A 25,686-nucleotide genomic window follows, 5' to 3' on the forward strand; every position below is an offset into this window, starting at 1 on the left:
CCGTTCGACCTTGGCGTGCAGGCCGGATTTTTTATTGTCGGGCAATCGGGTAAGGCAACCGGCGCTTCTTGAGCGAGGGTCGAGGCCGAAAATACGTCAGGGCTTCTCGGGCTGTACACGCGGTTTTTGCAATGTTTTGTATCCGCCAACGCTACAAGGCGAAACGCGATTGCAGCCGGATGGAATGGTTCCATCGGATCGACAGCGATCCCGCAAAATGCAGGATGCACGATGGCCATTCATGCAGATTGCACGACGACTTGAATTTGCATAATTTATAACTTATTGATTTATAACGATTTTATAAAAACAGAATACTGGCACAATCACTGCAACTCCCTCTGCATGCTTGCCATTCAAGTGCATACGGAGCTGAAAGACATGAGCCTGATCCAAGAAAAATTTACCTCCCTGTTCTCCAACTTCAACGTCACCACCCAACCGCGTCCCGATGGCGGGATCCTGCTGACGCTGAAGAGTGCCGACGGCAAAGTGTTCAAACGTGCGCTCACCTATCAGCAACTGCATGCCGGCGACCAACTGTCGTGGGCGATCAGCGCGATCCGTCGTGACCTGGCCGAACAAGCCAGCGAGCTGCCGCAAATCGGCATGCTGCAAAGCCAGCAGCGTTTTGCCCTGCCAACCTATCACTCGATGTAAACACCGCATAAACAAACAGGCCGTGGAGCTTTCGCTTCACGGCCTGTTTTTTTTGCGCATCGATTGTGTGGAATCAGAACGCTTCCGGTTCGATCCCGGTGAAGCTGTCGACAGTCACATGCCCTTCCAGCTCCCCACCCTCACGGGCCAGGCCGCAGGTTTGCAGGCCAGCGGCCTGGGCGGCGTCGAGTTCCTGCACGATGTCGGACAGGAACAGGATTTCCTGCGGTTCGACCCCGATGGCCTGCTGAATAGTGCTGTACGACTGCGCTTCGCGCTTCGGGCCCGACGTGGTGTCGAAATAGCCGCTGAACAGCGGTGTCAGATCCCCCGCCTCCGAGCAGCCGAAAATCAGCTTCTGGGCCTGAATCGAACCAGACGAATAAACAAACAGTTGATACCCGGCCTGATGCCAGCGCTGGAGCGCTTCGACGGCGTCCGGGTAAACATGACCCTTCAACTGCCCGGCCTGATAACCCTGCTCCCAGACCATGCCTTGCAACGCTTTCAGCGGTGTAGCTTTGCGGTCTTCGGCGATCCAGGCCAGCAGAATTTCTACCACTCGCTCAACGTCAGCCTGCGGCTCGTTGCTGTCGCGGCGCACGGCGTCCAGTTGTTCGGCGACGTCGGTTCGCTGGGCGTTCTGGCGAACGAAGTCCGGCAGGTGTTTGGCGGCATACGGGAACAGCACGTCGAACACAAAACTCACCGCGCTGGTGGTGCCTTCGATGTCGGTGAGAATGACCTTGATCGACATCGGCTCAGTCCTCCAGGCGCGGGAAGCGGCCGGCGATGTCTTCGCCGGTGAAGTTGGCGACCCAGCCTTCAGGGTTGTTGAACAGGCGGATCGCCACGAAATGCGGGTTCTCGCCCATGTCGAACCAGTGTTTGGTGCCGGCCGGTACCGAAATCAGGTCGTTCTTCTCGCACAGCACGGCGTAAACGTAATCGTCGATGTGCAGGGTAAACAGGCCACGGCCGGCGACGAAAAAGCGTACTTCGTCTTCGCCATGGCGATGTTCTTCGAGGAACTTGGCGCGGAATTCGGCTTTTTGCGGGTGATCGCTGTTGAGGCTGATCACATCGACGGTGATGTAACCACGCTCGGTCATCAGCTTGTCGATCTGCTCTTTGTAGGCGCCGATCACTTCTTCCTGGCTAGCGCCGGGCTGGATCTTCGCGGCGGCTTGCCAGCGGTCGAAGCGCACGCCCTGCTCGGCCAGGGTCGAGGCGATGTCTTCGAAATGGGTCAGCACCTTGTTCGGAATTTCAGGGCTGGAAACGTGATAGACGGACAGGCTGCTCATGGGGGCAATTCCTCGGTATCGGCCTTGCCGTCCGGTTCTTCGAGACCGGTCGGGCACTGCATTCATCAGGCAAATGGGCTGGTTCTGGTGAAGTCAGCCTTGGCGGTTCATGACGCTGCGGGTCTTCAACTCGCATTCAAACAGAAATTCAAAGGCCTCGATCTGGCGCAACGCGTCGCTCATCTGCGCGCCCCAGGTATAGAGGCCGTGACCGCGAATCAGATAACCGACGCAATCGGGATGGGCGTCGAGCCAAGGCTGCACCTTGGCGGCGAGGCGCGCAATGTCCTGATCGTTGTCGAAGATCGGCACTCGCACCCGGGATTCGTGGGTCGAAATGCCGCTGAAGGCTTTTTGCAGTTCGTAGTCTTCGAACTCGATGAAATCTTCCGGCGTCAGGCGCGACAGCACCGTGGCGTTCACCGAGTGGGTGTGCAGCACCGCGCCGATCTCCGGGCGCCAGCTGTAGAGCTGGGTGTGCAGCAGGGTTTCGGCGGACGGTTTTTTCCCCGGTTCCAGGCTGTTGCCGGACAAGTCGGTGGCAAGCACGTCGTCCAGACCCAACTGGCCCTTGTGCTTGCCGGACACGGTCAGCAGCGCTTCGCTCGGCGACAGGCGCGTCGAGTAGTTGCTGCTGGTGGCCGGCGACCAGCCGCGACCGTAAAGAAAACGCCCGGCGTCGACGATTTGCTGGGCAAGCTGTTCACGCGTAAGGCTCATGGCCTGTCCTCTTGCATACGTATGGCAATGATAACGGCAGCAGCGAGCGCCGCGAGACTGGCAATACTAAAGGTCAATGTCGCGCCGAGGGCATTCCAGCTGTAGCCGGAATACAACGCGCCCAGCGCACCGCCGGTGCCGGCCAGTGCGGCGTACAACGCCTGGCCCTGCCCTTGCTGACGCGCGCCGAAGCTACGTTGCACGAACTGGATGGCAGCGGCATGAAAGCTGCCGAACGTCGCGGCGTGCAGCACCTGAGCAAACAGCAGCACCCACAGGAATTCGGCGAACGAACCTAGCAGCAACCAGCGCAGCGCCGCCAGCAGAAAACTCGCCATCAGCACACGACGCAGGGAAAAACGCGCGAGGATCCGGCTCATGGCCATGAACATCAGCACTTCCGCCACCACGCCAACGGCCCAGAGCATGCCGATCACACCTCGGCTGTAACCCAGGCGTTCGAGGTGCAAGGTCAGAAACGTGTAATACGGCCCGTGGCTCATCTGCATCAGCGCCACGCAACCGTAGAACGCCAGGATCCCGGGATTGCGCAACTGCTTGAGAAAACCCTCGCCCGTCGGCCGGTTGCCCTGCGGCGGCTGCGCATTCGGCACCCACAGACTGCTGAGCACGATGCCGGCCATGATCAACACCAGCGCCGCCGGGTAGATGTCGAGGCTGAGCCATTCGAACAATCGCCCCAATGCCACCACGGTGATGATGAAACCGATGGAACCCCACAACCGAATCTGGCTGTAGCGGGAGGTCTGGCCCTGCAGATGCGCGAGGGTAATGACTTCGAACTGCGGCAACACCGCGTGCCAGAAGAACGCATGCAACGCCATGACCATCGCCAGCCAGGCGTAGGTCTTGCTGACGAAGATCAACGAGAAGGTCAGCAATGTGCACACCGCGCCAAAACGCACGATGGCCAGGCGTCTGCCGGTGTAGTCGCCGAGCCAGCCCCAGATGTTCGGCGCCACGCAGCGCATCAGCATCGGGATCGCCACCAACTCGCCGATGCGTGCGGCGCTGAATCCGAGGTGATCGAAGTACAGCGCCAGAAACGGCGCCGTCGAACCGAGCAAGGCGAAATAGAACAGATAGAAACTGGACAGCCGCCAGTACGGGAGCGCCGCCACGGTCAAACCGCAGCGGCTGTGAGTAGACCCATCAGAGCTGACCCAGGACCGGCGTGCTCACGCGCACGTCGGCGTTCTGACCACGGTGACGCAGCAGGTGATCCATCAGCACGATGGCCATCATCGCCTCGGCAATCGGCGTGGCGCGGATGCCGACGCACGGATCGTGACGCCCCTTGGTGATCACTTCCGCTGGGTTGCCATGAATGTCGATCGAACGGCCCGGCGTGGTGATGCTCGACGTCGGCTTCAAGGCCAGATGCGCGACGATCGGCTGACCCGAAGAGATACCGCCGAGAATGCCGCCGGCGTTGTTGCTGAGGAAACCTTCCGGAGTCATTTCATCGCGATGCTCGGTGCCACGTTGGGCGACTGAGGAGAAACCGGCGCCGATTTCCACGCCTTTGACCGCGTTGATGCTCATCAGCGCGTGGGCCAGTTCGGCATCGAGACGGTCGAAGATCGGCTCGCCCAGACCCGGCATCACACCTTCGGCGACCACGGTGATCTTGGCCCCGACCGAGTCCTGATCGCGGCGCAACTGGTCCATATAGGCTTCCAGTTCCGGAACCTTGTCCGGGTCCGGGCTGAAGAAGGCGTTCTGCTCGACCGATTCCCAGGTCTTGAACGGGATTTCGATCGGGCCGAGCTGGCTCATGTAGCCGCGAATGACGATGCCCTGCGTCGCCAGGTATTTCTTGGCAATCGCACCGGCCGCCACGCGCATCGCGGTTTCCCGCGCCGAGCTGCGACCGCCGCCGCGGTAATCGCGCTCGCCGTATTTGTGGTGGTAGGTGTAGTCGGCGTGGGCCGGACGGAACAGATCCTTGATCGCCGAGTAGTCCTTGGACTTCTGGTCAGTGTTGCGGATCAGCAGGCCGATGGAGCAGCCGGTGGTGCGGCCCTCGAACACGCCGGAGAGGATTTCGACTTCGTCGGCCTCCTGACGCTGGGTGGTGTGGCGGCTGGTGCCCGGCTTGCGGCGATCGAGGTCGCGCTGCAGGTCCTCAAGGGAAATCTCCAGGCCCGGCGGGCAGCCGTCGACAATGGCGACCAACGCCGGACCATGGCTTTCGCCCGCGGTGGTGACAGTGAACAGCTTGCCGTAGGTATTGCCGGACATGCAGGACGCTCCGTGAAATCAAACCCAAATTCATGATGCGCGCCAGTATACGCAGGCTAACCGAGTAGTTCATCCTCGAACCTTGGCGGTGTTGGTGAGTCCAACCGGCACCTTTGCAAATGATGGCGTGATGATGCTGCGAGTTTTGATCTTGAGCCTTACCCTGTTTACTGGCTTTGTCCAGGCGACCGTCCTGCAACGCCCGGTGACTTTGGACACCGGCAGCGGAGAACTTTTCGGCTCGCTGTTACTGCCAAAGTCTGACAATCCGGTGCCGGTTGTCCTCATTCTTTCTGGCTCGGGTCCTACGGATCGTGACGGAAACAACCCGGACGGCGGGCGCAACGACAGCCTCAAGCGACTGGCCTGGGTGCTGGCCAAGCACAATATCGCCAGCGTGCGTTTCGACAAGCGCGGGGTGGCCGCAAGCCTCGCCGCGACGCCGGATGAGCGCAATCTGTCGGTGGATGCCTACGTCGCGGACGCCGTGGCCTGGGGCCAGAAGCTCAAGGCTGATCCGCGTTTCGGCCCGTTGATCCTGTTGGGTCACAGCGAGGGCGCACTGATTGCCAGCCTGGCCGCACCGAAAGTCGACGCCGCTGCGGTCATTTCGCTGTCCGGCACGGCTCGGCCAATCGATCAGGTGTTGCGCCGGCAACTGGCCCGCAGTCTTCCGCCGCCACTGATGCAGCGCAGCAACGAGTTGCTCGACAGCCTCAAGGCCGGCCACACCGACGACAATGTCCCGGCGCCCTTGCAGCCAATATTTCGCCCTAGCGTGCAGCCGTATCTGATTTCGTTGTTCCGTCAGGATCCGTCCGCAGCCTTCGCCCATCTGAAAATGCCGGCCTTGATCGTTCAGGGCAGCAACGACATTCAGGTTCAAGTCGATGACGCCAACCTGCTCAAGGCGGCAAAACCCGACGCGACGCTGGCATTGATCGAAGGCATGAACCACGTGATGCGCATCGTGCCCAACGACGTGAAGCGGCAAATGGCCTCTTACAAGGACCCGAATTTGCCGCTGGCGGCGGAATTGGGGACACGCATCCTCGAATTTATTGACGGACTTCGCACCCGTTAAGCTCTTTTTGCCCTCTAGTCCTGTAGAAAACGGCCGATAAGCCTTTGTCGCCAGCGTACTGGCTGGCGGCAAGCAGCTTGGACAGGATCTCGCCGTTATGACTGATACCCAGACTTCACCCGACACCACCGCTGAAAAAGACGCACCGCCAGCGGTCGAGCTGCCATGGGCGGATGTCCACGTCGAGCACCACAAGATGCTCCGCCTGGCGCCGTTGCAGACCGATCGCAACACCGGCGGGCGGCCGTTGCGCTTTGTCGAATTCGGTTACGCCGAGCGCAACAGCAAAGAACATAGCCTGATGCGCATGTCGATCAAACTGCCCGCGCAGCGTGTGCGCAAAGAGCAGAACCAGCTCGACGTGTGGGTCGACCACAAGACCAAACGCGTGCACTTCGGTCCGGACAGCGGTTTGCAGATCGAACCGCTGAACCGTGGCATCGGCCGCTTCATGGCCGCCCAGGGCATCAACTGGGCGAAAAAGCGCTGGCCCACCTACACCGTCGACGGCATGGACTTGAACAACAAGGACGCGCTGAACGAAGACACGCGCCTGCGCCGCGATCACTTTCTGCGCGTGCATGGCTTTGATGTGGTTTACGCCGACGCCCAGCATTTGAAGGGCAGCGTCAAGGAAGTGCAGGTCGGTGACTTGCTGGGCGACTGGAACAGCGAAAAGCTGCAGATCGTCGAGATTCTCGAAGCTGCGCAGATGTTGCAGCAGGCCGAGCAGAACCTGGCCGAGCAGGAAGTGAAGCTGAAAAAGCAGGAAGACAAGGTCAGCAAGTTCAAGCGTGAAGACGCGGGTTTGCGCTTCACCATTACGTGTCTGGTGGCGTTTGCAGTGTTCCAGGCCGGCTTGCTGATCTGGATTGCCACACACCGCTAAGCCAATGATCGTTCCCACCGAGGTGGGAACGATCGGTTCAGGTCAGACGCGGGAAGCGAACAGGGCCTGATGATCGCGGCACTGTTCGGCGGTCAGCATGAACACGCCATGCCCGCCGCGCTGGAATTCCAGCCAGGCGAAATCGACTTCCGGGTACAACGCTTCGACGTGTACCTGGCTGTTGCCCACCTCGACAATCAGCAAACCTTTCTCGGTCAGGTGATCCGCCGCTTCGGCGAGCATCCGGCGCACCAGGTTCAAACCGTCATCGCCACAGGCCAGACCCAGTTCCGGCTCGTGTTGATATTCGTCCGGCATGTCGGCGAAATCTTCCGCGTCGACGTAGGGCGGGTTCGACACGATCAGGTCGAAACGTTGACCCGGCAAACCCTCAAAACCATCGCCCTGCACAGTGAACACACGCTCATCGACGCCATGACGCTCGATGTTCTGGTTCGCCACTTCCAGCGCTTCGAACGACAGGTCCGCCAGCACCACTTCGGCGTTCTGGAATTCGTAGGCGCACGCGATGCCGATGCAGCCGGAGCCGGTGCACAGGTCGAGAATCCGCGCCGGTTCGTCGCCGATCCACGGTGCAAAACGGTTTTCGATCAACTCGCCAATCGGCGAACGCGGGATCAGCACGCGCTCATCGACGATGAACGACATGCCGCAGAACCACGCCTCGCCCAGCAGGTAAGCGGTCGGAATGCGTTCTTCGATGCGGCGCTTGAGCAGGCGTTGCAGGTTGACCAGTTCGTCGTCTTCCAGCGCGCAGTCCAGATAGCTGTCGGCGATTTCCCATGGCAGGTGCAAAGCGCCGAGCACAAGTTGCCGGGCTTCGTCCCATGCATTGTCGGTGCCATGGCCGAAAAACAGATCCTCCCCATGGAAGCGGCTGACGGCCCAACGGATGTGGTCGCGCAGGGTACGAAGTCGGGAAGTGATCACGGGGCAGAACTCCAGAAAAAACGACTGGCGATTCTACCAGCCAAAACGCGCCACGACGACGCAGGAAAAATCCCGGGGCAACGGTAGGAGTGTTCCGAATTCTTTATCAGCTATTGAACAGAACGTGTAACTTGACGAGGCTGCAGGCCAGTAACGACGGTGCCTACGATGGTAGCGATTCACAGAACCGCTCAGCCAGAGGACAATGTCGCAAAAGCCCCACCCCAAGGAGCCCCAGAATGTCCGTTCCAAAAACGATGTTTCAACTCAGCGGTCGCGGTTACGCAGCGGCCACGTTGAGCCATGCCACCGTGGTCATCATCGATGCCCAGAAAGAGTACCTCAGCGGCCCGCTGGCCCTGAGCGGCATGGACGCGGCTGTCGCGAACATCAAACAACTGGTTGCCGCCGCCCGCGCAGCCGGCCGTCCGATCGTGCACGTACGCCACCTCGGCACCGTCGGCGGTCTGTTCGACCCGCAAGGCGAACGCGGCGAATTCATCCCCGGCCTGGAACCCCTGGGCGATGAAACCATTATCGGCAAACTGCTGCCGAGCGCTTTCCACGGCACCGAACTCTACGATCGTCTGCAAACCATCGGTTCGCTGGACCTGATCGTCTGCGGCTTCATGAGCCACTCCAGCGTCAGCACCACCGTGCGCGCGGCGAAGAACCTGGGTTTCCGTTGCACCCTGGTCGAAGACGCCTGCGCCACCCGTGACCTGCCGTTCAAGGGTCGCGTGCTCAGTGCCGAACAGGTTCAGGAGGCGGAAATGGCGATCATGGCCGACAACTTCGCCACCCTCGCGCTGACCCAGGATCTGATCTGATCGAGCGTAAATGAGCGGCTCAGCCCGCCGCTCATCTGCAAAGACCTCGCATTTGCTTCAATTACCCTAGCCTCAGGAACAACCCGGTCAACTCCCGGTCGAAGGGCCGATACCCATTGAGGAAGGTCGGAATGAAGTTATCCGATGGATTTGACGCACGCCGCTTGCGGCCCAAAGGCCAAAGCAACTGGCGTTTTCGTTTCGGCGCAGCGATCGCCGCCATTCTGGCGACGTTCGGCGTGCTGCTGGCGCTGGCCGGGGCCGCCAGCCTGCTGGGGCACCCACCGGCACTCGGCGACTTGAACGCAACCCCGATGGGCTCGGCGATCATTCTCGCCGTCGGCCTGTTGTTCCTGTATTTCGGCGTGGCCCTGTGGCGTCGTTGCCGGCGTCGCGCACGGCAATCGCGGGAACTGAACATGTCCCCGCACCTGATGAAAAAACACGACTGAATCGACGGCCTGGCTTTTTGCCGGGCCGTTTTGTGTCTGTTTGGGTAAACTGGCCGCCCTTCGCGGAGGCTGATATGCAAGACGACGATTTTTCCCTGTTCAAAAGTGCGATCCAAGGCGTCAAGCCGATCAAGCACGACCGCGCCGACACCGGCAAACCCAAGGCTGACCGTGCACAGATCGCCAAGCTGCGCCAGTCCGCGACCATCCGTACCGAAACCACCACTGTTGACGGTCTGTCCGATCAGTTCGTGATCGACGTCGGGCCCGAAGACGAGCTGATGTGGGCCCGCGACGGGGTGCAGGAAAGCCAGATGCGCAAGCTCAAGGTCGGGCAGATCCCGTTCGAAGGCAGCCTCGACCTGCACGGCATGAGCGTCGAAAAGGCCCGGGAAACCCTTTGGGCGTTTCTCGCCGAAGCGACCAAATTCGAAATCCGCTGCGTGCGCGTCACCCACGGCAAGGCTGTGCGGCTGGACGGCAAGCGGCCGATGATCAAGAGCCACGTCAACACCTGGTTGCGTCAGCATGCACAAGTGCTCGGTTTCTGCTCGTGCCAGGCGAAACACGGCGGCGCCGGCGCGGTTTACGTGATGCTCAAACGCACCATGATGGAAGGCCGCGACGAATAATCCCGTCACACCGAACTTGCAGGGTCGTGTCCGCCACCGTACCCTTGCCCTTTGCGAAAATCCCCACAGGTAGTTTCATGTCCCTGGAACAGAATTACACCGCGATTCTCGGCCAACTGGGCGAGGACGTGTCCCGCGAGGGCCTGCTCGACACGCCAAAGCGTGCCGCCAAAGCCATGCAGTACCTCTGCCGCGGTTATGAACAGACGCTCGAAGAGGTCACCAACGGTGCCCTGTTCAGCTCCGACAACAGCGAAATGGTGCTGGTCAAGGACATCGAGCTCTACTCGTTGTGCGAACACCACCTGCTGCCGTTCATCGGCAAGGCCCACGTCGCGTATATTCCGAGCGGCAAAGTGCTGGGCCTGTCGAAGGTCGCGCGGATCGTCGACATGTACGCCCGCCGCCTGCAGATCCAGGAAAACCTCAGCCGCCAGATCGCCGATGCGGTCCAGCAGGTCACCGGCGCGCTGGGCGTGGCTGTGGTGATCGAGGCCAAGCACATGTGCATGATGATGCGCGGTGTGGAGAAACAGAATTCGTCGATGATCACTTCGGTGATGCTCGGTGAGTTCCGTGAAAACGCGGCGACCCGCAGCGAGTTTCTCAGCCTGATCAAGTAATGCGTGACAGAAAAAAACCGGCGTTGATCGCTGGTTTTTTTTCGTCCGTGAAAAATCGGGTAAGCTGCGCGCCTTCTTCAATGTCCCTGTGAGGCTTGTAACGTGTTCGTCAAAGCGCTTCGTGTCGGCCTCGGCCAACTGATCATCTTCGTTGATTTCCTGACCCGCCCGGGCAAGAAACAGCGCCCCGCCGCTGCCCAGGCTCAGGTGGATACCGCCGCGAAAGACCTGACCCTGTATCAGTTCCACGCCTGCCCGTTCTGCGTGAAGACCCGCCGCAGCCTGCGTCGCCTGAATGTGCCGGTGGCCCTGAAGGATGCGAAAAACAACGAGCAGGATCGCCAGACCCTGCAGGAACAGGGTGGCAAGATCAAGGTGCCGTGCCTGCGCATCGAAGAGAACGGTCAGACCACCTGGATGTATGAGTCCAACACGATCATCGAATATCTGAACAAGCGGTTCGCCGCAGTCTGAATAAAAAAACCGGCCTGATGGCCGGTTTTTTCATGCAGCCTGTGCGGCCTGCGCCTGGCGTACCACCGCTGCCAGACGTTTGAGGCCTTCGTCCAGCCGGGCGGGGTCGATGTGACTGAAGTTCAGGCGCAGATGACCGTGGTTGCGATCCGGGTCGGGGAAAAACGGCTCGCCCGGCATGAACGCCACATCGTTGGCCAGCGCGGTGTTCAGCAACGTACGTGTGTCCAGCGGCTGCTTCAGGGTCAGCCAGAAAAACAGCCCGCCCTGCGGCGTGTTCCAGTCCGCCAGATCAGCGAAGTGAGTTTCCAGCGCCAACTGAAACGCATCGCGACGCTGACGGTAGAAGCCGCGCAATTCACTCAAGTGCTGTTGATATTTCTCGCTGCCGATCCACTGCAACGCCTGCCACTGCCCGATGCGGTTGGTGTGCAGATCCGCCGATTGTTTGAGTTTTAGCAGGTGCGGGAACAGATCCGGGCTGGCGATCAGGTAGCCGACGCGCAGGCCCGGCAACAGGGTTTTCGACACGGTCCCGGTGTAGATCCAACTGGATGTCTTCAAACGACCGGCAATCGGTTGAGCGCTGCCGCCGTCGAAAGTCAGTTCGCGGTAAGGCTCATCTTCAATCAGAGTCACGCCGAATTCGTCGAGCAGTGCTGCGACGGCCTCGCGCTTGGCTTCGCTGTAGCGTACGGCGGACGGGTTCTGGAAGGTCGGAATCAAATAGATGAACGCTGGGCGATGCTGCTCCAGGCGCTGGCGCAGTTGTGCCAGATTTGGTCCATCGGCCTCCAGCGGCACAGTCAGGCATTCGGCGCCGAACAGCTGGAAGATCTGCAAGGCCGCCAGATAGGTCGGCGCTTCGAGCAGGATTTCGGTGCCCTTGTCGATGTACAGCTTGGCCGCCAGATCGAGGGTTTGCTGGGAACCGCTGACCACCAGCACCTGACTCGCCTCACACGGCAACCCCAGCGCCCTCGCCTCTGCCGCCAGGGCTTCGCGCAACGCGGGCTCGCCTTCGCTCATGCCGTACTGGCCGAGAGACAGCGGCATGTCGGCCCATTCGACCTTCGGCAGCATGGCTTCAGCAGGCAAACCGCCCGCGAAGGACATGACTTCCGGGCGCTGAGCTGCGGCCAGGATTTCACGGATCAGAGAACTTTTGAGACGCGAGACACGTTCGGAAAAAGCCATGGAAGTCACCGCTAGCGAGGCATGGGAAAAATGAGTCAAACTTATTGACTGAAATTACGACAACCTCAGCGGAAACGTCAATATGATTGACCTTAAAAACTGCGCCAGCCAACAACAAGCCATGGAAGCGTTCTTCTTCGGTTACCAGGCGTTCACCGCCAAGGCTGACGAAATGCTTGAGCGTCGCGGCTTGTCCCGCGTGCATCAGCGCATCGTGTTTTTCATCGCCCGCTACCCGAACCTGAGCGTTAAGGAGTTGCTCGCGCTACTCGGTGTGAGCAAACAGGCGTTGAACATGCCGTTGCGTCAATTGCAGGAAATGCACCTGGTGGACAGCGTGGCGTCCGAAGAAGACAAACGGAAACGGCTTCTGACGTTGACCGTCGAAGGCGCGAAATTTGAACAGGCATTGCGCCGCGAGCAGGTGAAATTGCTGGAGCGAGTGTTTGCCGAAGCGGGCGAAACGGCTGTCAACGGCTGGCTGGCGGTGAATCTGTCGTTGGGGAAAAACCGCGCCGCCGAGTGATATAGCCCGATCCTCAAAACTTTCGTCGACAAAACCAAAAACATTATTTGCTTTATTTGTATACAAAAGCATAATCCACAGCGTGCGAGTTCCTGACCGCATGGTCAACAAATTCGCGTATGCCTCAAAGGACCGCTGCCACCCCCTCATAGGGTCCGGTCCTGGAAATAACAATAAAACTCTTGAGGAGTACTCGCTGTGGAAAGCCGCAAATCCGAAGCATCGACGCTGGAACTCTCGCCGCCGTTACGCAATGGCCTGCTTGAGCGCCTCTTTAAACTCAGCTTGCATGGCACCACGGTGAAGACCGAGCTGATCGCCGGTCTGACAACCTTCATCACCATGGCCTACATCATTTTCGTCAACCCGAACATCATGGCCGATGCCGGGATCGATCACGGTGCGGCTTTCGTCGCCACCTGCATCGCCGCCGCGCTGGGCTGCCTGCTGATGGGTCTGTACGCCAACTGGCCGGTGGGCCTGGCGCCGGGCATGGGCCTCAACGCATTCTTCACCTACACCGTGGTCGGCACCATGGGCTACAACTGGGAAACCGCGCTGGGTGCGGTGTTCGTCTCGGGTGTGCTGTTCATGATCCTGACCTTTTCGCGGATTCGCGAATGGCTGCTCAACAGCATTCCGGTCAGCCTGCGCTTTGCGATGGGTGCCGGTGTGGGTCTGTTTCTCGGGCTGATCGGCCTGAAGACCGCCGGCATTGTCGTCGACAGCCCGGCCACGCTGATCAAGCTTGGCTCGCTGCGTGAACCCGGCCCGCTGCTCGCCGCCATCTGCTTCCTGATGATCGCGATCCTCAGCTACCACAAAGTGTTCGGTGCAATCCTCATCAGCATCATCACCGTGACCCTGGCTGGCTGGGGCATCGGTCTGGTGCACTACGAGGGCATCATGTCCGCCCCACCAAGCCTGGCGCCGACCTTCATGGCCATGAACGTCGCCGGCGTGTTCAACGTCAGCATGATCAGCGTCGTGCTCGCCTTCCTTTTCGTGCACATGTTCGACACCGCCGGCACCCTGATGGGCGTTGCGCAGCGCGCCAATCTGGTAGGCGCTGACGGCCGCATCGAAAACCTCTCCCGCGCCATGAAAGCCGACTCCGCCTCCAGCGTATTCGGTGCAGTCGTCGGCGTTCCGCCGGTCACCAGCTATGTGGAAAGTGCCGCCGGTGTAGCGGCTGGTGGTCGGACTGGTCTTACCGCAGTCACCGTCGGTGTGCTATTTATAGCCGCGATGTTCTTTGCACCGCTGGCCGGCATGATTCCCGCCTACGCCACCGCCGGCGCGCTGATTTATGTAGCGATGCTGATGATGGGCGGCATGGCGCACATCGAATGGGACGAAGCGACCGACAGTATTCCGGCCATCGTCACCGCGATCATGATGCCGTTGACCTTCTCGGTCGCCGACGGTATCGCGCTGGGCTTCATTACCTATGTCGCGCTGAAGGCCGGCACCGGTAAATACAAAGAGATCTCCGTCAGCCTGTGGGTGCTCTGCGCGATCTTCATCGCCAAGTTCATCTTCTTGTAAGCGTCACGCGGTTCGAGCGTCAAAACAGCCTCACCCTTGCGGGTGAGGCTTTTGCACATTCTTGATAACGATAAAAAGGAGAAAGTGATGAGTCTGGAAACCTGGCTGCTGTTCAGCGGCGCTGCGCTGGTGGTGATCCTGATTCCGGGGCCGCTGTCATTGCTGATGATCAGCAACAGTCTGAATTACGGTTTGCGCCGTTCATACCCGGCATTTCTCGGTGGCGTATTCGCCTCGATCTGCCTGCTCAGTGCCTCGGCGCTGGGGCTCGGTGCTCTGCTGCTGGCGTCCGAAAAACTGTTCAGCGCCCTGAAAATCATCGGCGCGATCTACCTGTTCTACCTCGCCTGGCAGAGCTGGCAGCAATCACGCCAGCCATCGACCGGCGCCGAGGTTCCGCAAGCGGCACCGGTTCCGAAATTCCGCGCATTGTTCAGCCGGGCCTTCGTGCTGGGCGCGAGCAATCCGAAAGACATCTTGTTCTTTGCCGCGTTTCTGCCGCAGTTCCTCAGTGCGCAACAACCGTTCCTCCCACAACTGCTGGTGATGATCGCCACCTGGACGGTGCTCGATCTGCTGTGCAAGTTGACCTACGGGCTCGGTGCCCATGGTGCGGCGCGCTACCTGCGCAGCGGCAAGGGTCAGAGCTGGTTCAACCGGATCAGCGCCGGTCTGTTTGGCGGCGCAGGTGCCGCATCGCTGCTGAGCGGTCACTGAAATATCGCATCCTGACTGCCCAGATTTGCAACTGACTGCCGCCCTCGAATCGCCATGCGAGGGCGGCAGACGCTTCGCTAACCCCCCTCGCCTCTTCTGATGAACGATTGCCCGATCGTGTCCATCTGTCTTCGCTATACATATGTACCACCCGTCAAAACCCCGGCTTGACGATCATTTCTGCGCATCGTGCGCCTCATCTGGCGCACGGAGGCGGTGCCCTCCAGATAATCGATTGCCTGACAGAGCCAAACAATCAATGAGCCCCAAACGCCCCACCCGACCGAAAACAGATACGCCGGATACCACGCCTGTCGTACGGGACACCACGCCGGACACTCCAACACCACCGCGCCTGATGCCCGACACCTTGATCGATCCGACCTTGACCCACCCGGCCTGGCAGTTGCCTGCGCCACCTGTGACCCGCCGGCAGATGATCGAAATCTACGACCTCCCTGCCGAGACGCACGTCCGGGACAGCACCGTACAAAGGCCGATCGGCAGTTATTTTCTCGCACCCGGGCTGGTCAACCGACTGCCGCCTCCCGACCTGCTGAACGGCATTCGTTCAGCGGGCCGCCATGCCTATGTCGATCTTGTCGAGGGCGGAACGGTGCAGATCGGACCGGACACACAGAATGGAATGAGAGCCAGGCTTTCGAACGAACTCCTCGCGTCCGGTCCGTTGCTGGAACGGGTTGAGGGGACGCTGATGTGGCGTCCGGTCCTGACGGAAAATGCGCCGGACGCCGGCACCTCGCAATTGTTCATTTCACGCCACCGAGTGCCGGATGATGAACAGTCCACCGTACCGTCAAAACGCCCTCGCCTTGAGGAGACGCCGTGGAACGGTTGGAGCATCGACCCGCAACACGCCACCCCGGGTGACATCCGCGTCGACGGGATTCAGTACAAAGTCATTCCACGCGGCGACGCGAGCGATCCGATCGTCTACATCAAGAACCCGAATCATCTGATCTACGACTTCGACCTGCTGGACCGCACACTCAGACTGGACCCGCGGCAACAGCCGCGAGGCGCCATTCAGGTTCCACCGGCCCAGCACTGGCAAATCGATCCGACGTTACCGTTCGAACGCCCATTGACGAATTACGTCAGCCAATACTTTCCGGAGTTATCGGCGACCTCACTGGAGAACGTCGCCTTCCATCAGTTTGTACTGGCGAATGGCGCCAACACCGCCACCGGCTCGGGACTGACCCTGCTACGACAAACCTTCAACGACTGGAAAGCCGGAAATGCCCATCCACGCCCGCAATTGGCTGACCCACTGCTGATGCTGCCGATTCTGCCGACGTCGGGCAGTGGAGCGATCCGTGCCATCGAACTGCCGACACCGACACCGGGTGGGCCGTTGCAGCGGCTGGATTTCGATCCGGCATTGTTTCGTCAGGAATGGCTGTATTCGACCACCACCCAATCGGCGGTGGATCTCAAGCGTTTCATGGCGACATTGCTGACCCGTAACGGCTACGCCGTGTTCGATCCCAGCCCGTCCAACTCTTTTCCGGCGCTGGTGTTCAAACGCACCGGGCATGACTACGTGTTCTTCATCAGCCTGCATCGCATCCGGGGCCGCAAGATCAACCAGACGCTGAATGTCGATCAGCACAGCGCCAGCCTGCGCCTGCACATTCAGGTGGGCGCAGCGGCGGCAGCGGCGGTTATTGCAGCGCACGCCACCCACAAAGTCGTCTGGCTCAGGGGCGGCCCGCAGACGCTGGCGAACGCTGACGACACGGTGTTTATCGTGCGCGACGGACACGCGCGGCTGTGATCGCAGGTTGCTGAATGACCGACGAAAAAAAGCCCGCAGTGTGAGCGGGCGAAAGACCAAAGAAGCTATATGCGCAGTCGCTTCCCGGTGGGGGCAGCTGCTTGGGGGTCAGCTGCTTGGGGGTCAGCTGCCCCGATAGGTGGAATAGCTGTAAGGCGAGATCAGCAACGGTACGTGGTAGTGATCCTGTTCGGCAGAGATGCCGAACCGCAGCACCACCACGTCCAGAAATGCCGGCTCCGGCAACTGGACGCCACGGGCGCGGTAGTAATCCCCGGCGTGGAACTGAACCTGATAGACACCGGTACGGTAGTCATCGCCTTGCAGCAGCGGCGCATCGACCCGGCCGTCGCTGTTGGTAAGCGCACTGGCGACCAATTCCAGGTGCGAACCTTCAACGCGGTACAGCTCGACCTTGATCGAGCTGCCCGGGCAACCGTGTGCAGCGTCCAAAACGTGTGTTGTCAAACGTCCCATTGATTCTGCGCGCCTGCCTGCGTGGAGCAGTCAGACTTCGCGCCTCCCGAAGTCAGTTGAAAAGGAGACCGCACCGTTTCGGAGCACGAAAAGCTGCGGCGAGCGATTGATTAAGACACTTTTCAAAAAAATTGTACACAATAAAAACGACATTTTTCCTCTTACCCCCGCCATCCTCCGATTTCCCGGTGATCTGCCCTTGCACCATGCATTCATTGAACCCCCAGTCCATTAGCTGACTGGTCAGGCAGGTTTCTTGCAGGCTCACGCCATTAGCAGTAAAAGATGACAGCCGGTGAAAAATGCGAAAATTCAGGCTTACAAATTGAGAATAAAGTTGTATACAATCAGCCCATCGCTGTGACGCCAGCCTGTGCAGGCCGTTACACAACCTGTCAACGAATAAGAAGGAAGACTGCAGTGAGCGCTGACTACCCACGCGACCTGATCGGTTACGGCAGTAACCCTCCTCACCCACACTGGCCGGGCAATGCCCGGATCGCCCTGTCGTTCGTACTCAATTACGAAGAAGGCGGCGAGCGCAACATTCTGCACGGCGACAAAGAATCGGAAGCCTTCCTCTCGGAAATGGTCGCGGCCCAGCCTCTGCAAGGCGCGCGCAACATGAGCATGGAATCGCTTTACGAGTATGGCAGCCGTGCCGGCGTCTGGCGGATTCTGAAACTGTTCAAGGAATTCGACATTCCGCTGACCATCTTCGCCGTGGCCATGGCCGCCCAGCGCCACCCGGACGTGATCCGCGCGATGGTCGAGGCCGGCCACGAGATCTGCAGCCACGGCTACCGCTGGATCGACTACCAGTACATGGACGAGGCGCAGGAACGCGAGCACATGCTCGAAGCGATCCGCATCCTCACCGAACTCACCGGCGAGCGCCCGCTGGGCTGGTACACCGGCCGCACCGGCCCGAACACCCGTCGTCTGGTGATGGAAGAAGGCGGTTTCCTCTACGACTGCGACACCTACGACGACGACCTGCCCTACTGGGAACCGAACAACCCGACCGGCAAGCCGCACCTGGTGATCCCGTACACCCTGGACACCAACGACATGCGCTTCACCCAGGTCCAGGGTTTCAACAAGGGCGACGACTTCTTCGAATACCTCAAAGACGCGTTCGATGTGCTCTACGCCGAAGGCGCTGAAGCACCGAAAATGCTGTCGATCGGCCTGCACTGCCGTCTGGTGGGCCGTCCGGCGCGTCTGGCTTCGCTCAAGCGTTTTATCGAATACGCCAAAAGTCATGAACAGGTGTGGTTCAGCCGTCGCGTCGACATCGCGCGTCACTGGCACGAAACCCACCCGTACCAAGGGGCTGCCAAATGAGCACCTTTCAAACCCTGAAACCGTCGACCCTGAGCCGCGACGCCTTCGTCAAAGCCTTCGCCGACATCTACGAACATTCGCCATGGGTGGCCGAAAAGGCCTTCGACCTGGGCCAGAACGCGTCGATCGACCAGATCGAAACCCTGCACCAGCGCATGAGCGACATCCTGTTGAGCGCCGATCACACCAGTCAGCTGGCACTGATCAACGCTCACCCGGACCTGGCCGGCAAAGCTGCCGTCCAGGGCCAGTTGACCGAAGCCAGCACCAATGAACAGGCTGGCGCCGGTATTCACCAATGCACGGCCGAAGAGTTTTCTCGCTTCACCGAGCTGAACGACGCCTACAAAGCCAAGTTCAAGTTTCCCTTCATCATGGCGGTAAAAGGCAGCAACCGGCATCAGATCCTCGCGGCGTTCGAAACGCGCATTCACAACCCGGTCGACACCGAGTTCAAATGCGCGCTGGCGGAGATCAACAAGATTGCCCTGTTCCGTTTACTGACTCTTTAGCGAGCATGGCCCGAGCGTGTCAGACGCGGAGAACGCCCAGGGCCTCGCAAGCATCCCAAGCCACTTATTTAAAGGCAGACAAGAAGAATGAAAGCTTACGCCGTACCTTTCGAGAAGTTCGTCAACCTGGCCGATGCCCGTCTGGGCACCAAAATCATCTCGGTCACCGATGACTGGTTCGCAGACGCCAATCGTCTGTTTCAGCCGACCCCGGCCGTGTGGAAGGAGGGCGTGTTCGATGACAACGGCAAGTGGATGGACGGCTGGGAATCCCGCCGCAAGCGCTTCGAAGGCTACGACAGCGCGGTGATCCGCCTGGGCGTACCGGGTTCGATCAAAGGCGTGGACATCGACACTTCATTCTTCACCGGCAACTTCCCGCCATCGGCCTCTCTGGAAGCGTGCTTCCTGGCCTCGGGCGAGCCGGACGAAAACACCCAGTGGACTGAAGTGCTGTCGGCCGTCGAGCTGCAGGGCAACAGCCACCACTACCACGAAATCAGCAACGACAAGGCGTTCAGCCACCTGCGCTTCAACATCTACCCGGACGGCGGTGTTGCCCGTCTGCGCGTGTACGGCATTCCGTTCCGCGACTGGTCGGCGGTTGGCGACAACGAGCAAGTCGACCTGGCTGCAGCCCTCAACGGTGGCCGCGCCCTCGCCTGCTCCGACGAACACTTCGGCCGCATGAGCAACATCCTCAACCCGGGCCGTGGCATCAACATGGGCGACGGCTGGGAAACCGCACGTCGTCGCACCCCGGGCAATGACTGGGTGATCGTCGCGCTGGGCCACCCGGGCGAGATCGAGAAAATCATCGTCGACACCCTGCACTTCAAGGGCAACTACCCGGACACCTGCTCGATCCAGGGCGCGTTCGTCAAGGGCGGCACCGACAGCCAGATCGAAACCCAGTCGCTGTTCTGGCGCGAACTGCTGCCGAGCCAGAAGCTGGAAATGCACGCCGAACACACCTTCGTCGAGCAGATCAAGGCACTGGGCCCGATCACCCACATCCGTCTGAACGTGTTCCCGGATGGTGGTGTGAGCCGCCTGCGCGTACTGGGCAAAGTCGCGAAGTAACACCCGATCGTTCCCACGTCGAGGCGTCGAACCGTCTGCGTGGGAATGCATACCGTGACGCTCCGCGTCACAGTGGACGCGGAGCGTCCATGGCAGCGTTCCCACGCAGAGCGTGGGAACGATCAATTTTCAAGAGATTAAGAAGAACAGCATGCGCACACTGACGATTGAACCGCTGACCAAAGAAGCCTTCGCCCCTTTCGGTGACGTGATCGAAACCGACGGCAGCGATCACTTCATGATCAACAACGGTTCGACCATGCGCTTCCACAAACTGGCGACGGTCGAAACCGCGACGCCTGAGGACAACGCGATCATCAGCATCTTCCGCGCCGACGCGCAGGACATGCCGCTGACCGTCAGCATGCTGGAACGCCATCCGCTGGGCAGCCAGGCTTTCATTCCGCTGCTCGGCAACCCCTTTCTGATCGTGGTCGCGCCACTTGGCGATGAACCTGTATCAGGCTTGGTCCGCGCCTTCGTCACCAACGGCAGGCAGGGCATCAATTACCATCGCGGCGTCTGGCACCATCCGGTGCTGACGATCGAAAAGCGGGATGACTTCCTGGTGGTTGATCGCAGTGGCACAGGCAATAACTGCGATGAGCATTTTTTCAAAGAGGATGAGCGTTTGATCCTCGCCCCCCACCAATAAGAGAAGGTCTGATCACTCGACAACAAGAGTGACAGGCGAGAGGTAAAGACTGTGGAAGCACATCTGTTGGAATGGCTGAACCTGAGCGTGCGCTGGGTTCACATGATCACTGGCGTGGCCTGGATCGGCGCGTCGTTCTACTTCGTCTGGCTGGAGAACAACCTCAACCGCGTCAACCCGAAAACCGGTCTTGCCGGTGATCTGTGGGCGATCCACGGCGGCGGTATCTATCACCTGGAAAAATACAAACTGGCCCCTCCGTCGATGCCGGAGAACCTGCACTGGTTCAAATGGGAAGCCTACTTCACCTGGATGTCGGGGATCGCGCTGCTGTGCGTGGTGTTCTACTCCAACCCCGTGCTCTACCTCGTGGCACCCGGCAGCGGCCTGACCGGTCCTGAAGGCGTGGCCATCGGCATCGGTTCGCTGATCGCCGGCTGGTTCATCTACGACTTCCTCTGCGATTCGCCCCTCGGCAAGAAACCCGCCCTGCTCGGCTTCATCCTGTTCGTGCTGATCATCGGCGCGGCGTATGGCTTCAGCAAGGTGTTCAGCGGTCGTGGTGCGTACCTGCACGTCGGCGCGATCATCGGCACCATCATGGTCGGCAACGTGTTCCGCATCATCATGCCGGCGCAACGCGCACTGGTGGCTGCGATCGCCGAGAACCGCACGCCGGATCCGGCCCTGCCGGCCAAAGGCCTGCTGCGTTCGCGTCACAACAACTACTTCACCCTGCCAGTGCTGTTCATCATGATCAGCAACCACTTCCCGAGCACTTACGGCAGCCAGTACAACTGGTTGATCCTGGCCGGGATCGCAGTGTTGGCGGTGTTGGTACGTCACTACTTCAACACCCGTCACGACAGCCACAAGTTTGCCTGGACTCTGCCAGTGGCAGCGGTAGGCATGATCACCCTGGCTTACGTCACCGGCCCTGCGCCGATGCCGACCGCGCCGGAAGTGGCCAAGGCTCCTGCGAAAATCGAGTACCAGCCGCTGCCGGAAACGGCCCTGGGTGGTGGCGCGAAACCGGCTGAAGCGGCACAACCGGCCGCACCTGCTGCACCGGCCGCCGCTCCGGCTCAGGCGTCCAACACCGGCCCTGCGTTCGACAAGGTGCACAACGTGATCCAGGAACGCTGCGCGGTCTGCCATTCGGCCAAACCGACCAGCCCGCTGTTCAGCGCGGCACCGGCCGGTGTGATGTTCGACACCCCCGAGCAGATCCGCCAGAACGCGGCGCGGATCCAGGCGCAAGCCATCACCACGCAGATCATGCCACTGGGCAACATCACGCAGATGACCCAGCAGGAACGTGACCTGATCGGTGCATGGATTGCCCAGGGAGCCCAGACCAACTAAGCCGTAAAAACCTCGCGCGCAGGCTCGCGCCCACACGGATCATCCGGATCCTGTGGGCGCTGGCTTGCCTGCGATTGGCCGCATAAGCGGTCTGCCTGATGCAAAGAGGACAGCGGCAAGCAACCCGGCCGCTGTTCATCACAAGAATAAAAAAGATCCGAGGTGTTGCATGTCCGAGCTGTCCAAAGCGCGCATCCCCGACGCACCCGCCATTCAGCGTTTGCCCCTTTTGCAACTGATCCTCGTCGGTTTGCAACATGTTCTGCTGATGTACGGCGGCGCCATCGCGGTACCGCTGATCATCGGACAGGCCGCTGGCCTGAGTCGTGAAGAAATCGCCTTCCTGATCAACGCCGACCTGCTGGTCGCCGGCATCGCCACCATCGTGCAGTCCTTAGGGATCGGCCCGATGGGCATTCGCATGCCGGTGATGATGGGCGCCAGTTTCGCCGCCGTCGGTAGCATGGTCGCCATGGCCGGCATGCCCGGCATCGGTCTGCAGGGGATCTTCGGCGCCACCATCGCCGCCGGGTTCTTCGGCATGATCATCGCGCCGTTCATGTCCAAGGTCGTACGCTTCTTCCCTCCTCTCGTGACCGGCACGGTCATCACCTCGATCGGTTTATCGTTGTTCCCCGTGGCCGTGAACTGGGCCGGCGGCGGTGCTGGTGCCGCACAATTCGGTTCACCGATTTACCTGGCCATCGCCGCACTGGTGCTGGCCACCATTCTGTTGATCCACCGCTTCATGCGCGGTTTCTGGGTCAACATCTCCGTGCTGATCGGCATGTGCCTGGGCTACGTGCTCTGCGGCGCCATCGGCATGGTCGATCTGAGCGGCATGGCCAACGCGCCATGGGTTCAATTCGTCACCCCGCTGCATTTCGGCATGCCGAAGTTCGAACTGGCGCCGATCCTGTCGATGTGTCTGGTGGTGGTGATCATCTTCGTCGAGTCCACCGGGATGTTCCTCGCACTGGGCAAGATCACCGGCCAGGAAGTCTGCCCGCGCATGCTGCGTCGCGGCTTGCTGTGTGATGCCGGCGCATCGTTCGTTGCCGGTTTCTTCAACACCTTCACCCACTCCTCCTTCGCGCAGAACATCGGCCTGGTGCAGATGACCGGCGTGCGCTGCCGCTCGGTGACCATCGTCGCCGGCGGTTTGCTGATCGTCCTCAGCCTTCTGCCGAAAGCGGCGTTCCTGGTGGCATCGATTCCACCGGCGGTACTCGGTGGCGCAGCGATTGCGATGTTCGGCATGGTGGCAGCTACCGGTATCAAGATCCTGCAAGAGGCCGACATCGGCGACCGGCGCAATCAGTTGCTGGTAGCGGTAAGCATCGGCATGGGCCTGATCCCGGTGGTGCGCCCGGAATTCTTCGCCCACTTGCCATTGTGGATGAGTCCGATCACCCACAGCGGGATCGCCATGGCCACCCTCAGCGCGCTGACGCTGAACCTGTTGTTCAACATCCTGGGCGGCGCCGAACGCGCGGCCATCAACGACTGTCACGCACACCCGCACTGATCCGAAGAGTAAAAGAGGGGCTCGCCAACGCCAGCCCCCTCGCGACAGCTTTGCCTCAAACAATAAAAACAAGAGGGAGCAACAGATGATCCGGACTCAAACCAACGTGTTGTTGAGCGGCGGCCTGCTGGCCGCATCACAGGCCATGGCCGGCGATTTATTGCTGTGGCAGACCAACAGCCTGAGCTATCTGTACGGCAAGAACTTCGCGATCAACCCGTCGATCCAGCAGACGGTGACGTTCGAGCACGCCGACAAGTGGAAGTACGGCGACAACTTCCTGTTCGTCGACAAGATCTTCTACAACGGCCAGGAAGACCGCAACAAAGGCCCGCACACCTTCTACGGCGAATTCACCCCGCGCTTCTCGTTCGGCAAGATCTTCGACCGCAAGCTCGAGTTCGGCCCGATCAAGGACGTGCTGCTGGCAATGACCTACGAGTATGGCGAAGGCGAGAGCGAGGCCTATCTGATCGGCCCAGGTTTCGACCTGAAGGTACCGGGCTTCAACTACGTCACCCTGAACATCTTCCGCCGCCAGCCCGAAGGCCCGCGCCCGGGCGATGGTGTCTGGCAGATCACCCCGGGCTGGTCCTACAGCATTCCGGTGGGCAATTCCGACGTGCTGATCGATGGCTACCTCGACTGGGTTGTCGATAACGACGAAAACTCCCGCGGCACCTATCACGCCAACCTGCACATCAATCCGCAGATCAAATACGACCTGGGCAAAGCCCTCGGCTGGAGCCAGAAGCAGTTGTATGTCGGCACCGAGTACAGCTACTGGAAGAACAAATACGGGGTCGAAAGCAGCCACAACCTCGACACCAATCAGAACACCGCCAGCCTGCTGGTGAAGGTGCACTTCTAAGATGACCCGCAACCGTGCCCCCTACCTGTCGTCGGTGCTCTGTTGCGGGGCACTTGAGACCTGGCCGTTGAGTCAGTATTCTCCGCGGCCTTCTGAATTCGGTCTAAAAAAAAGCCCGGATTTAATTCCTGACCAACGGGCCAACTTATCCCGGCCCCGGTCAGTACCGAGGCGTCCCGAAAACACGCTCAGTCGACTGTTTTTCAGCAGCCGACGGGCGTTTTTTTGCTTTTCGAAAAGCCTTGGCTCAGCTCTTGCTAACAGCATGAAAGCTGACCGGATGGATGATTTTTGCAGCAACGAAAAAAGGCGCCACACCAGAGCGCCGACTCAAAAAAATAAACGTGGAACACCTACTTTGGGAGCAACCGAATGAAACGTATGAGCACCAGCCTGATGCTTGCGGGAACCATGCTGGCCGGGGGTCAGGCCATGGCCGACGGTCTGCTGCAATGGCAGAACAACAGCCTGACCTACCTTTACGGCAAGGATTTCAAGGTCAACCCGGCCATCCAGCAGACGGTCACCTTCGAGCACGCCGATGCATGGAAGTATGGGGACAACTTCCTGTTCATCGACAAGATCTTCTACAACGGCAAGCCAGACGGCGGCGTCGGCAACAACACCTATTACGGCGAATTCAGCCCACGCCTGTCGCTCGGCAAGATCCTCGACCAGAAGATTGAATTCGGACCGATCAAAGACGTGCTGCTGGCGATGACTTACGAGTTCGGTGAAGGCGACGTCGAGTCTTACCTGATCGGTCCAGGCTTCGACCTGGCGATTCCGGGCTTCGATTACTTCCAGCTGAACTTCTACCAGCGTCACACCGAAGGTTCGCGTCCGGGTGACAACGTCTGGCAGATCACCCCAGTCTGGTCCTACACCATTCCAGTCGGCAATTCGAACGTGCTGATCGACGGCTACATGGACTGGGTGGTCGACAACGACGTCAACAGCAAAGGCGAATACCACGCCAACCTGCACTTCAACCCACAGGTCAAATACGACCTGGGCAAGGCGCTGAATTTCGGCGAGAAGCAGTTGTACGTCGGTGTTGAATACGACTACTGGAAAGACAAGTACGGGATCGATGACACCCGTGCCTTCACCACCAATCAGAACGTGACCAGCTTCCTGGTGAAGTTCCACTTCTGATAGTGCTGCGGATG

At 60.0% G+C, this 25,686-nt stretch carries 28 protein-coding genes; 20 read left to right on the top strand and 8 right to left on the bottom strand.

The features are described from left to right. Nucleotides 1-381 precede the first annotated feature (381 nt). Nucleotides 382-660 (top strand): DUF3509 domain-containing protein, encoded by a 279-nt coding sequence (locus AC3WRD_RS26820; RefSeq protein ID WP_096822971.1) that lies wholly within the window; start codon nt 382-384, stop codon nt 658-660. 73 nt (nt 661-733) lie between these two features. Here AC3WRD_RS26820 and mtnC read toward each other — a convergent pair whose 3' ends face one another. The 5 genes from mtnC to aroC all read right to left on the bottom strand — a co-directional run bounded on the left by mtnC (nt 734) and on the right by aroC (nt 4,952). Next, nucleotides 734-1,417 carry an acireductone synthase gene (mtnC, locus tag AC3WRD_RS26825; RefSeq protein WP_102622503.1) on the bottom strand — a complete coding sequence of 228 codons (684 nt, stop codon included), beginning with the start codon at nt 1,415-1,417 and terminating at the stop codon, nt 734-736. Between the two features lie 4 nt (nt 1,418-1,421). Further along, entirely contained in the window at nt 1,422-1,967 is a 546-nt protein-coding gene (locus AC3WRD_RS26830) for a 1,2-dihydroxy-3-keto-5-methylthiopentene dioxygenase (RefSeq protein WP_007959995.1), read from the bottom strand. 93 nt (nt 1,968-2,060) lie between these two features. Further along, nucleotides 2,061-2,687, bottom strand: a complete 627-nt coding sequence (locus AC3WRD_RS26835; RefSeq protein WP_085710648.1) for a methylthioribulose 1-phosphate dehydratase — start codon at nt 2,685-2,687, stop codon at nt 2,061-2,063. Then, nucleotides 2,684-3,829, bottom strand: coding sequence for an MFS transporter (locus AC3WRD_RS26840; RefSeq protein WP_102622516.1), 1,146 nt, complete (start codon nt 3,827-3,829; stop codon nt 2,684-2,686). The genes AC3WRD_RS26835 and AC3WRD_RS26840 overlap by 4 nt, the downstream gene beginning before the upstream one ends. 31 nt (nt 3,830-3,860) lie before the next feature. Beyond that, nucleotides 3,861-4,952 carry a chorismate synthase gene (gene aroC / locus AC3WRD_RS26845; RefSeq protein ID WP_102622504.1) on the bottom strand — a complete coding sequence of 364 codons (1,092 nt, stop codon included), beginning with the start codon at nt 4,950-4,952 and terminating at the stop codon, nt 3,861-3,863. Nucleotides 4,953-5,082: 130 nt separating this feature from the next. Here aroC and AC3WRD_RS26850 point away from each other — a divergent pair, with 130 nt between their 5' ends. Both AC3WRD_RS26850 and AC3WRD_RS26855 read left to right on the top strand, forming a co-directional pair. Further along, nucleotides 5,083-6,036, top strand: a complete 954-nt coding sequence (locus AC3WRD_RS26850) for an alpha/beta hydrolase (protein WP_096822948.1) — start codon at nt 5,083-5,085, stop codon at nt 6,034-6,036. 97 nt (nt 6,037-6,133) lie between these two features. Beyond that, complete coding sequence (locus AC3WRD_RS26855; protein ID WP_096822947.1) at nt 6,134-6,925, top strand: hypothetical protein; 792 nt, start codon at nt 6,134-6,136, stop codon at nt 6,923-6,925. 42 nt (nt 6,926-6,967) lie between these two features. Here AC3WRD_RS26855 and prmB read toward each other — a convergent pair whose 3' ends face one another. Beyond that, nucleotides 6,968-7,876: a 50S ribosomal protein L3 N(5)-glutamine methyltransferase gene (gene prmB, locus AC3WRD_RS26860; protein ID WP_096822946.1), complete on the bottom strand. Its 909-nt coding sequence runs from the start codon at nt 7,874-7,876 to the stop codon at nt 6,968-6,970. A 239-nt stretch (nt 7,877-8,115) separates the two neighbouring features. Here prmB and AC3WRD_RS26865 point away from each other — a divergent pair, with 239 nt between their 5' ends. The 5 genes from AC3WRD_RS26865 (at nt 8,116) to AC3WRD_RS26885 (ending at nt 10,887) form a co-directional block, all read left to right on the top strand. Beyond that, entirely contained in the window at nt 8,116-8,706 is a 591-nt protein-coding gene (locus tag AC3WRD_RS26865; RefSeq protein WP_096822945.1) for a cysteine hydrolase family protein, read from the top strand. Between the two features lie 131 nt (nt 8,707-8,837). Then, nucleotides 8,838-9,158, top strand: coding sequence for a hypothetical protein (locus AC3WRD_RS26870; protein ID WP_096822944.1), 321 nt, complete (start codon nt 8,838-8,840; stop codon nt 9,156-9,158). Between the two features lie 74 nt (nt 9,159-9,232). Then, on the top strand, nt 9,233-9,790 hold the full coding sequence (locus AC3WRD_RS26875) for a Smr/MutS family protein (RefSeq protein ID WP_085732349.1): 558 nt from the start codon (nt 9,233-9,235) through the stop codon (nt 9,788-9,790). Nucleotides 9,791-9,867: 77 nt separating this feature from the next. Then, the gene (gene folE, locus AC3WRD_RS26880; RefSeq protein WP_003204506.1) at nt 9,868-10,413 is read left to right on the top strand and encodes a GTP cyclohydrolase I FolE; all 546 of its coding nucleotides are present in this window, start codon (nt 9,868-9,870) and stop codon (nt 10,411-10,413) included. A 102-nt stretch (nt 10,414-10,515) separates the two neighbouring features. Further along, nucleotides 10,516-10,887 carry a glutaredoxin family protein gene (locus AC3WRD_RS26885; RefSeq protein ID WP_102622505.1) on the top strand — a complete coding sequence of 124 codons (372 nt, stop codon included), beginning with the start codon at nt 10,516-10,518 and terminating at the stop codon, nt 10,885-10,887. A gap of 30 nt (nt 10,888-10,917) precedes the next feature. Here the strand turns inward: AC3WRD_RS26885 and AC3WRD_RS26890 are convergent, their stop codons facing one another. Beyond that, nucleotides 10,918-12,084 carry an aminotransferase-like domain-containing protein gene (locus AC3WRD_RS26890; protein ID WP_102622506.1) on the bottom strand — a complete coding sequence of 389 codons (1,167 nt, stop codon included), beginning with the start codon at nt 12,082-12,084 and terminating at the stop codon, nt 10,918-10,920. 82 nt (nt 12,085-12,166) lie between these two features. Here AC3WRD_RS26890 and AC3WRD_RS26895 point away from each other — a divergent pair, with 82 nt between their 5' ends. From AC3WRD_RS26895 to AC3WRD_RS26910, 4 genes are all read left to right on the top strand, one after another. Next, on the top strand, nt 12,167-12,610 hold the full coding sequence (locus AC3WRD_RS26895) for a MarR family transcriptional regulator (protein WP_102622507.1): 444 nt from the start codon (nt 12,167-12,169) through the stop codon (nt 12,608-12,610). Between the two features lie 198 nt (nt 12,611-12,808). Next, complete coding sequence (locus AC3WRD_RS26900; RefSeq protein ID WP_085710637.1) at nt 12,809-14,158, top strand: NCS2 family permease; 1,350 nt, start codon at nt 12,809-12,811, stop codon at nt 14,156-14,158. Nucleotides 14,159-14,245: 87 nt separating this feature from the next. Next, on the top strand, nt 14,246-14,875 hold the full coding sequence (locus AC3WRD_RS26905) for a LysE family translocator (protein WP_096822940.1): 630 nt from the start codon (nt 14,246-14,248) through the stop codon (nt 14,873-14,875). A gap of 259 nt (nt 14,876-15,134) precedes the next feature. Continuing rightward, on the top strand, nt 15,135-16,676 hold the full coding sequence (locus AC3WRD_RS26910) for a hypothetical protein (RefSeq protein WP_146013103.1): 1,542 nt from the start codon (nt 15,135-15,137) through the stop codon (nt 16,674-16,676). A gap of 123 nt (nt 16,677-16,799) precedes the next feature. Here the strand turns inward: AC3WRD_RS26910 and uraH are convergent, their stop codons facing one another. Further along, complete coding sequence (uraH, locus tag AC3WRD_RS26915; RefSeq protein ID WP_011333195.1) at nt 16,800-17,153, bottom strand: hydroxyisourate hydrolase; 354 nt, start codon at nt 17,151-17,153, stop codon at nt 16,800-16,802. 420 nt (nt 17,154-17,573) lie between these two features. On the opposite strand from uraH, the gene puuE reads away from it, so the two are divergent. The 8 genes from puuE (at nt 17,574) to AC3WRD_RS26955 (ending at nt 25,672) form a co-directional block, all read left to right on the top strand. Further along, nucleotides 17,574-18,500, top strand: a complete 927-nt coding sequence (gene puuE / locus AC3WRD_RS26920) for an allantoinase PuuE (RefSeq protein WP_007960032.1) — start codon at nt 17,574-17,576, stop codon at nt 18,498-18,500. Then, nucleotides 18,497-19,012 (top strand): 2-oxo-4-hydroxy-4-carboxy-5-ureidoimidazoline decarboxylase, encoded by a 516-nt coding sequence (gene uraD, locus AC3WRD_RS26925; RefSeq protein WP_102622510.1) that lies wholly within the window; start codon nt 18,497-18,499, stop codon nt 19,010-19,012. Before puuE ends, uraD begins: the two co-directional genes overlap by 4 nt. A gap of 87 nt (nt 19,013-19,099) precedes the next feature. Beyond that, nucleotides 19,100-20,095: an allantoicase gene (gene alc / locus AC3WRD_RS26930; protein ID WP_007960036.1), complete on the top strand. Its 996-nt coding sequence runs from the start codon at nt 19,100-19,102 to the stop codon at nt 20,093-20,095. Nucleotides 20,096-20,246: 151 nt separating this feature from the next. Continuing rightward, complete coding sequence (locus AC3WRD_RS26935; RefSeq protein ID WP_007960046.1) at nt 20,247-20,750, top strand: ureidoglycolate lyase; 504 nt, start codon at nt 20,247-20,249, stop codon at nt 20,748-20,750. 51 nt (nt 20,751-20,801) lie between these two features. Further along, a complete protein-coding gene (locus AC3WRD_RS26940; RefSeq protein ID WP_096822936.1) occupies nt 20,802-22,115 on the top strand; it encodes a urate hydroxylase PuuD in 1,314 nt (437 codons plus the stop codon). Between the two features lie 169 nt (nt 22,116-22,284). Continuing rightward, on the top strand, nt 22,285-23,643 hold the full coding sequence (locus tag AC3WRD_RS26945) for a nucleobase:cation symporter-2 family protein (protein WP_085608811.1): 1,359 nt from the start codon (nt 22,285-22,287) through the stop codon (nt 23,641-23,643). Nucleotides 23,644-23,728: 85 nt separating this feature from the next. Next, nucleotides 23,729-24,514, top strand: coding sequence for an outer membrane protein OmpK (locus AC3WRD_RS26950; protein WP_102622511.1), 786 nt, complete (start codon nt 23,729-23,731; stop codon nt 24,512-24,514). Nucleotides 24,515-24,886: 372 nt separating this feature from the next. Continuing rightward, the gene (locus AC3WRD_RS26955; protein WP_096822934.1) at nt 24,887-25,672 is read left to right on the top strand and encodes an outer membrane protein OmpK; all 786 of its coding nucleotides are present in this window, start codon (nt 24,887-24,889) and stop codon (nt 25,670-25,672) included. The last annotated feature ends 14 nt before the right edge of the window (nt 25,673-25,686 follow it).

The sequence above is a fragment of the Pseudomonas sp. FW215-R2 genome (assembly GCF_058789255.1).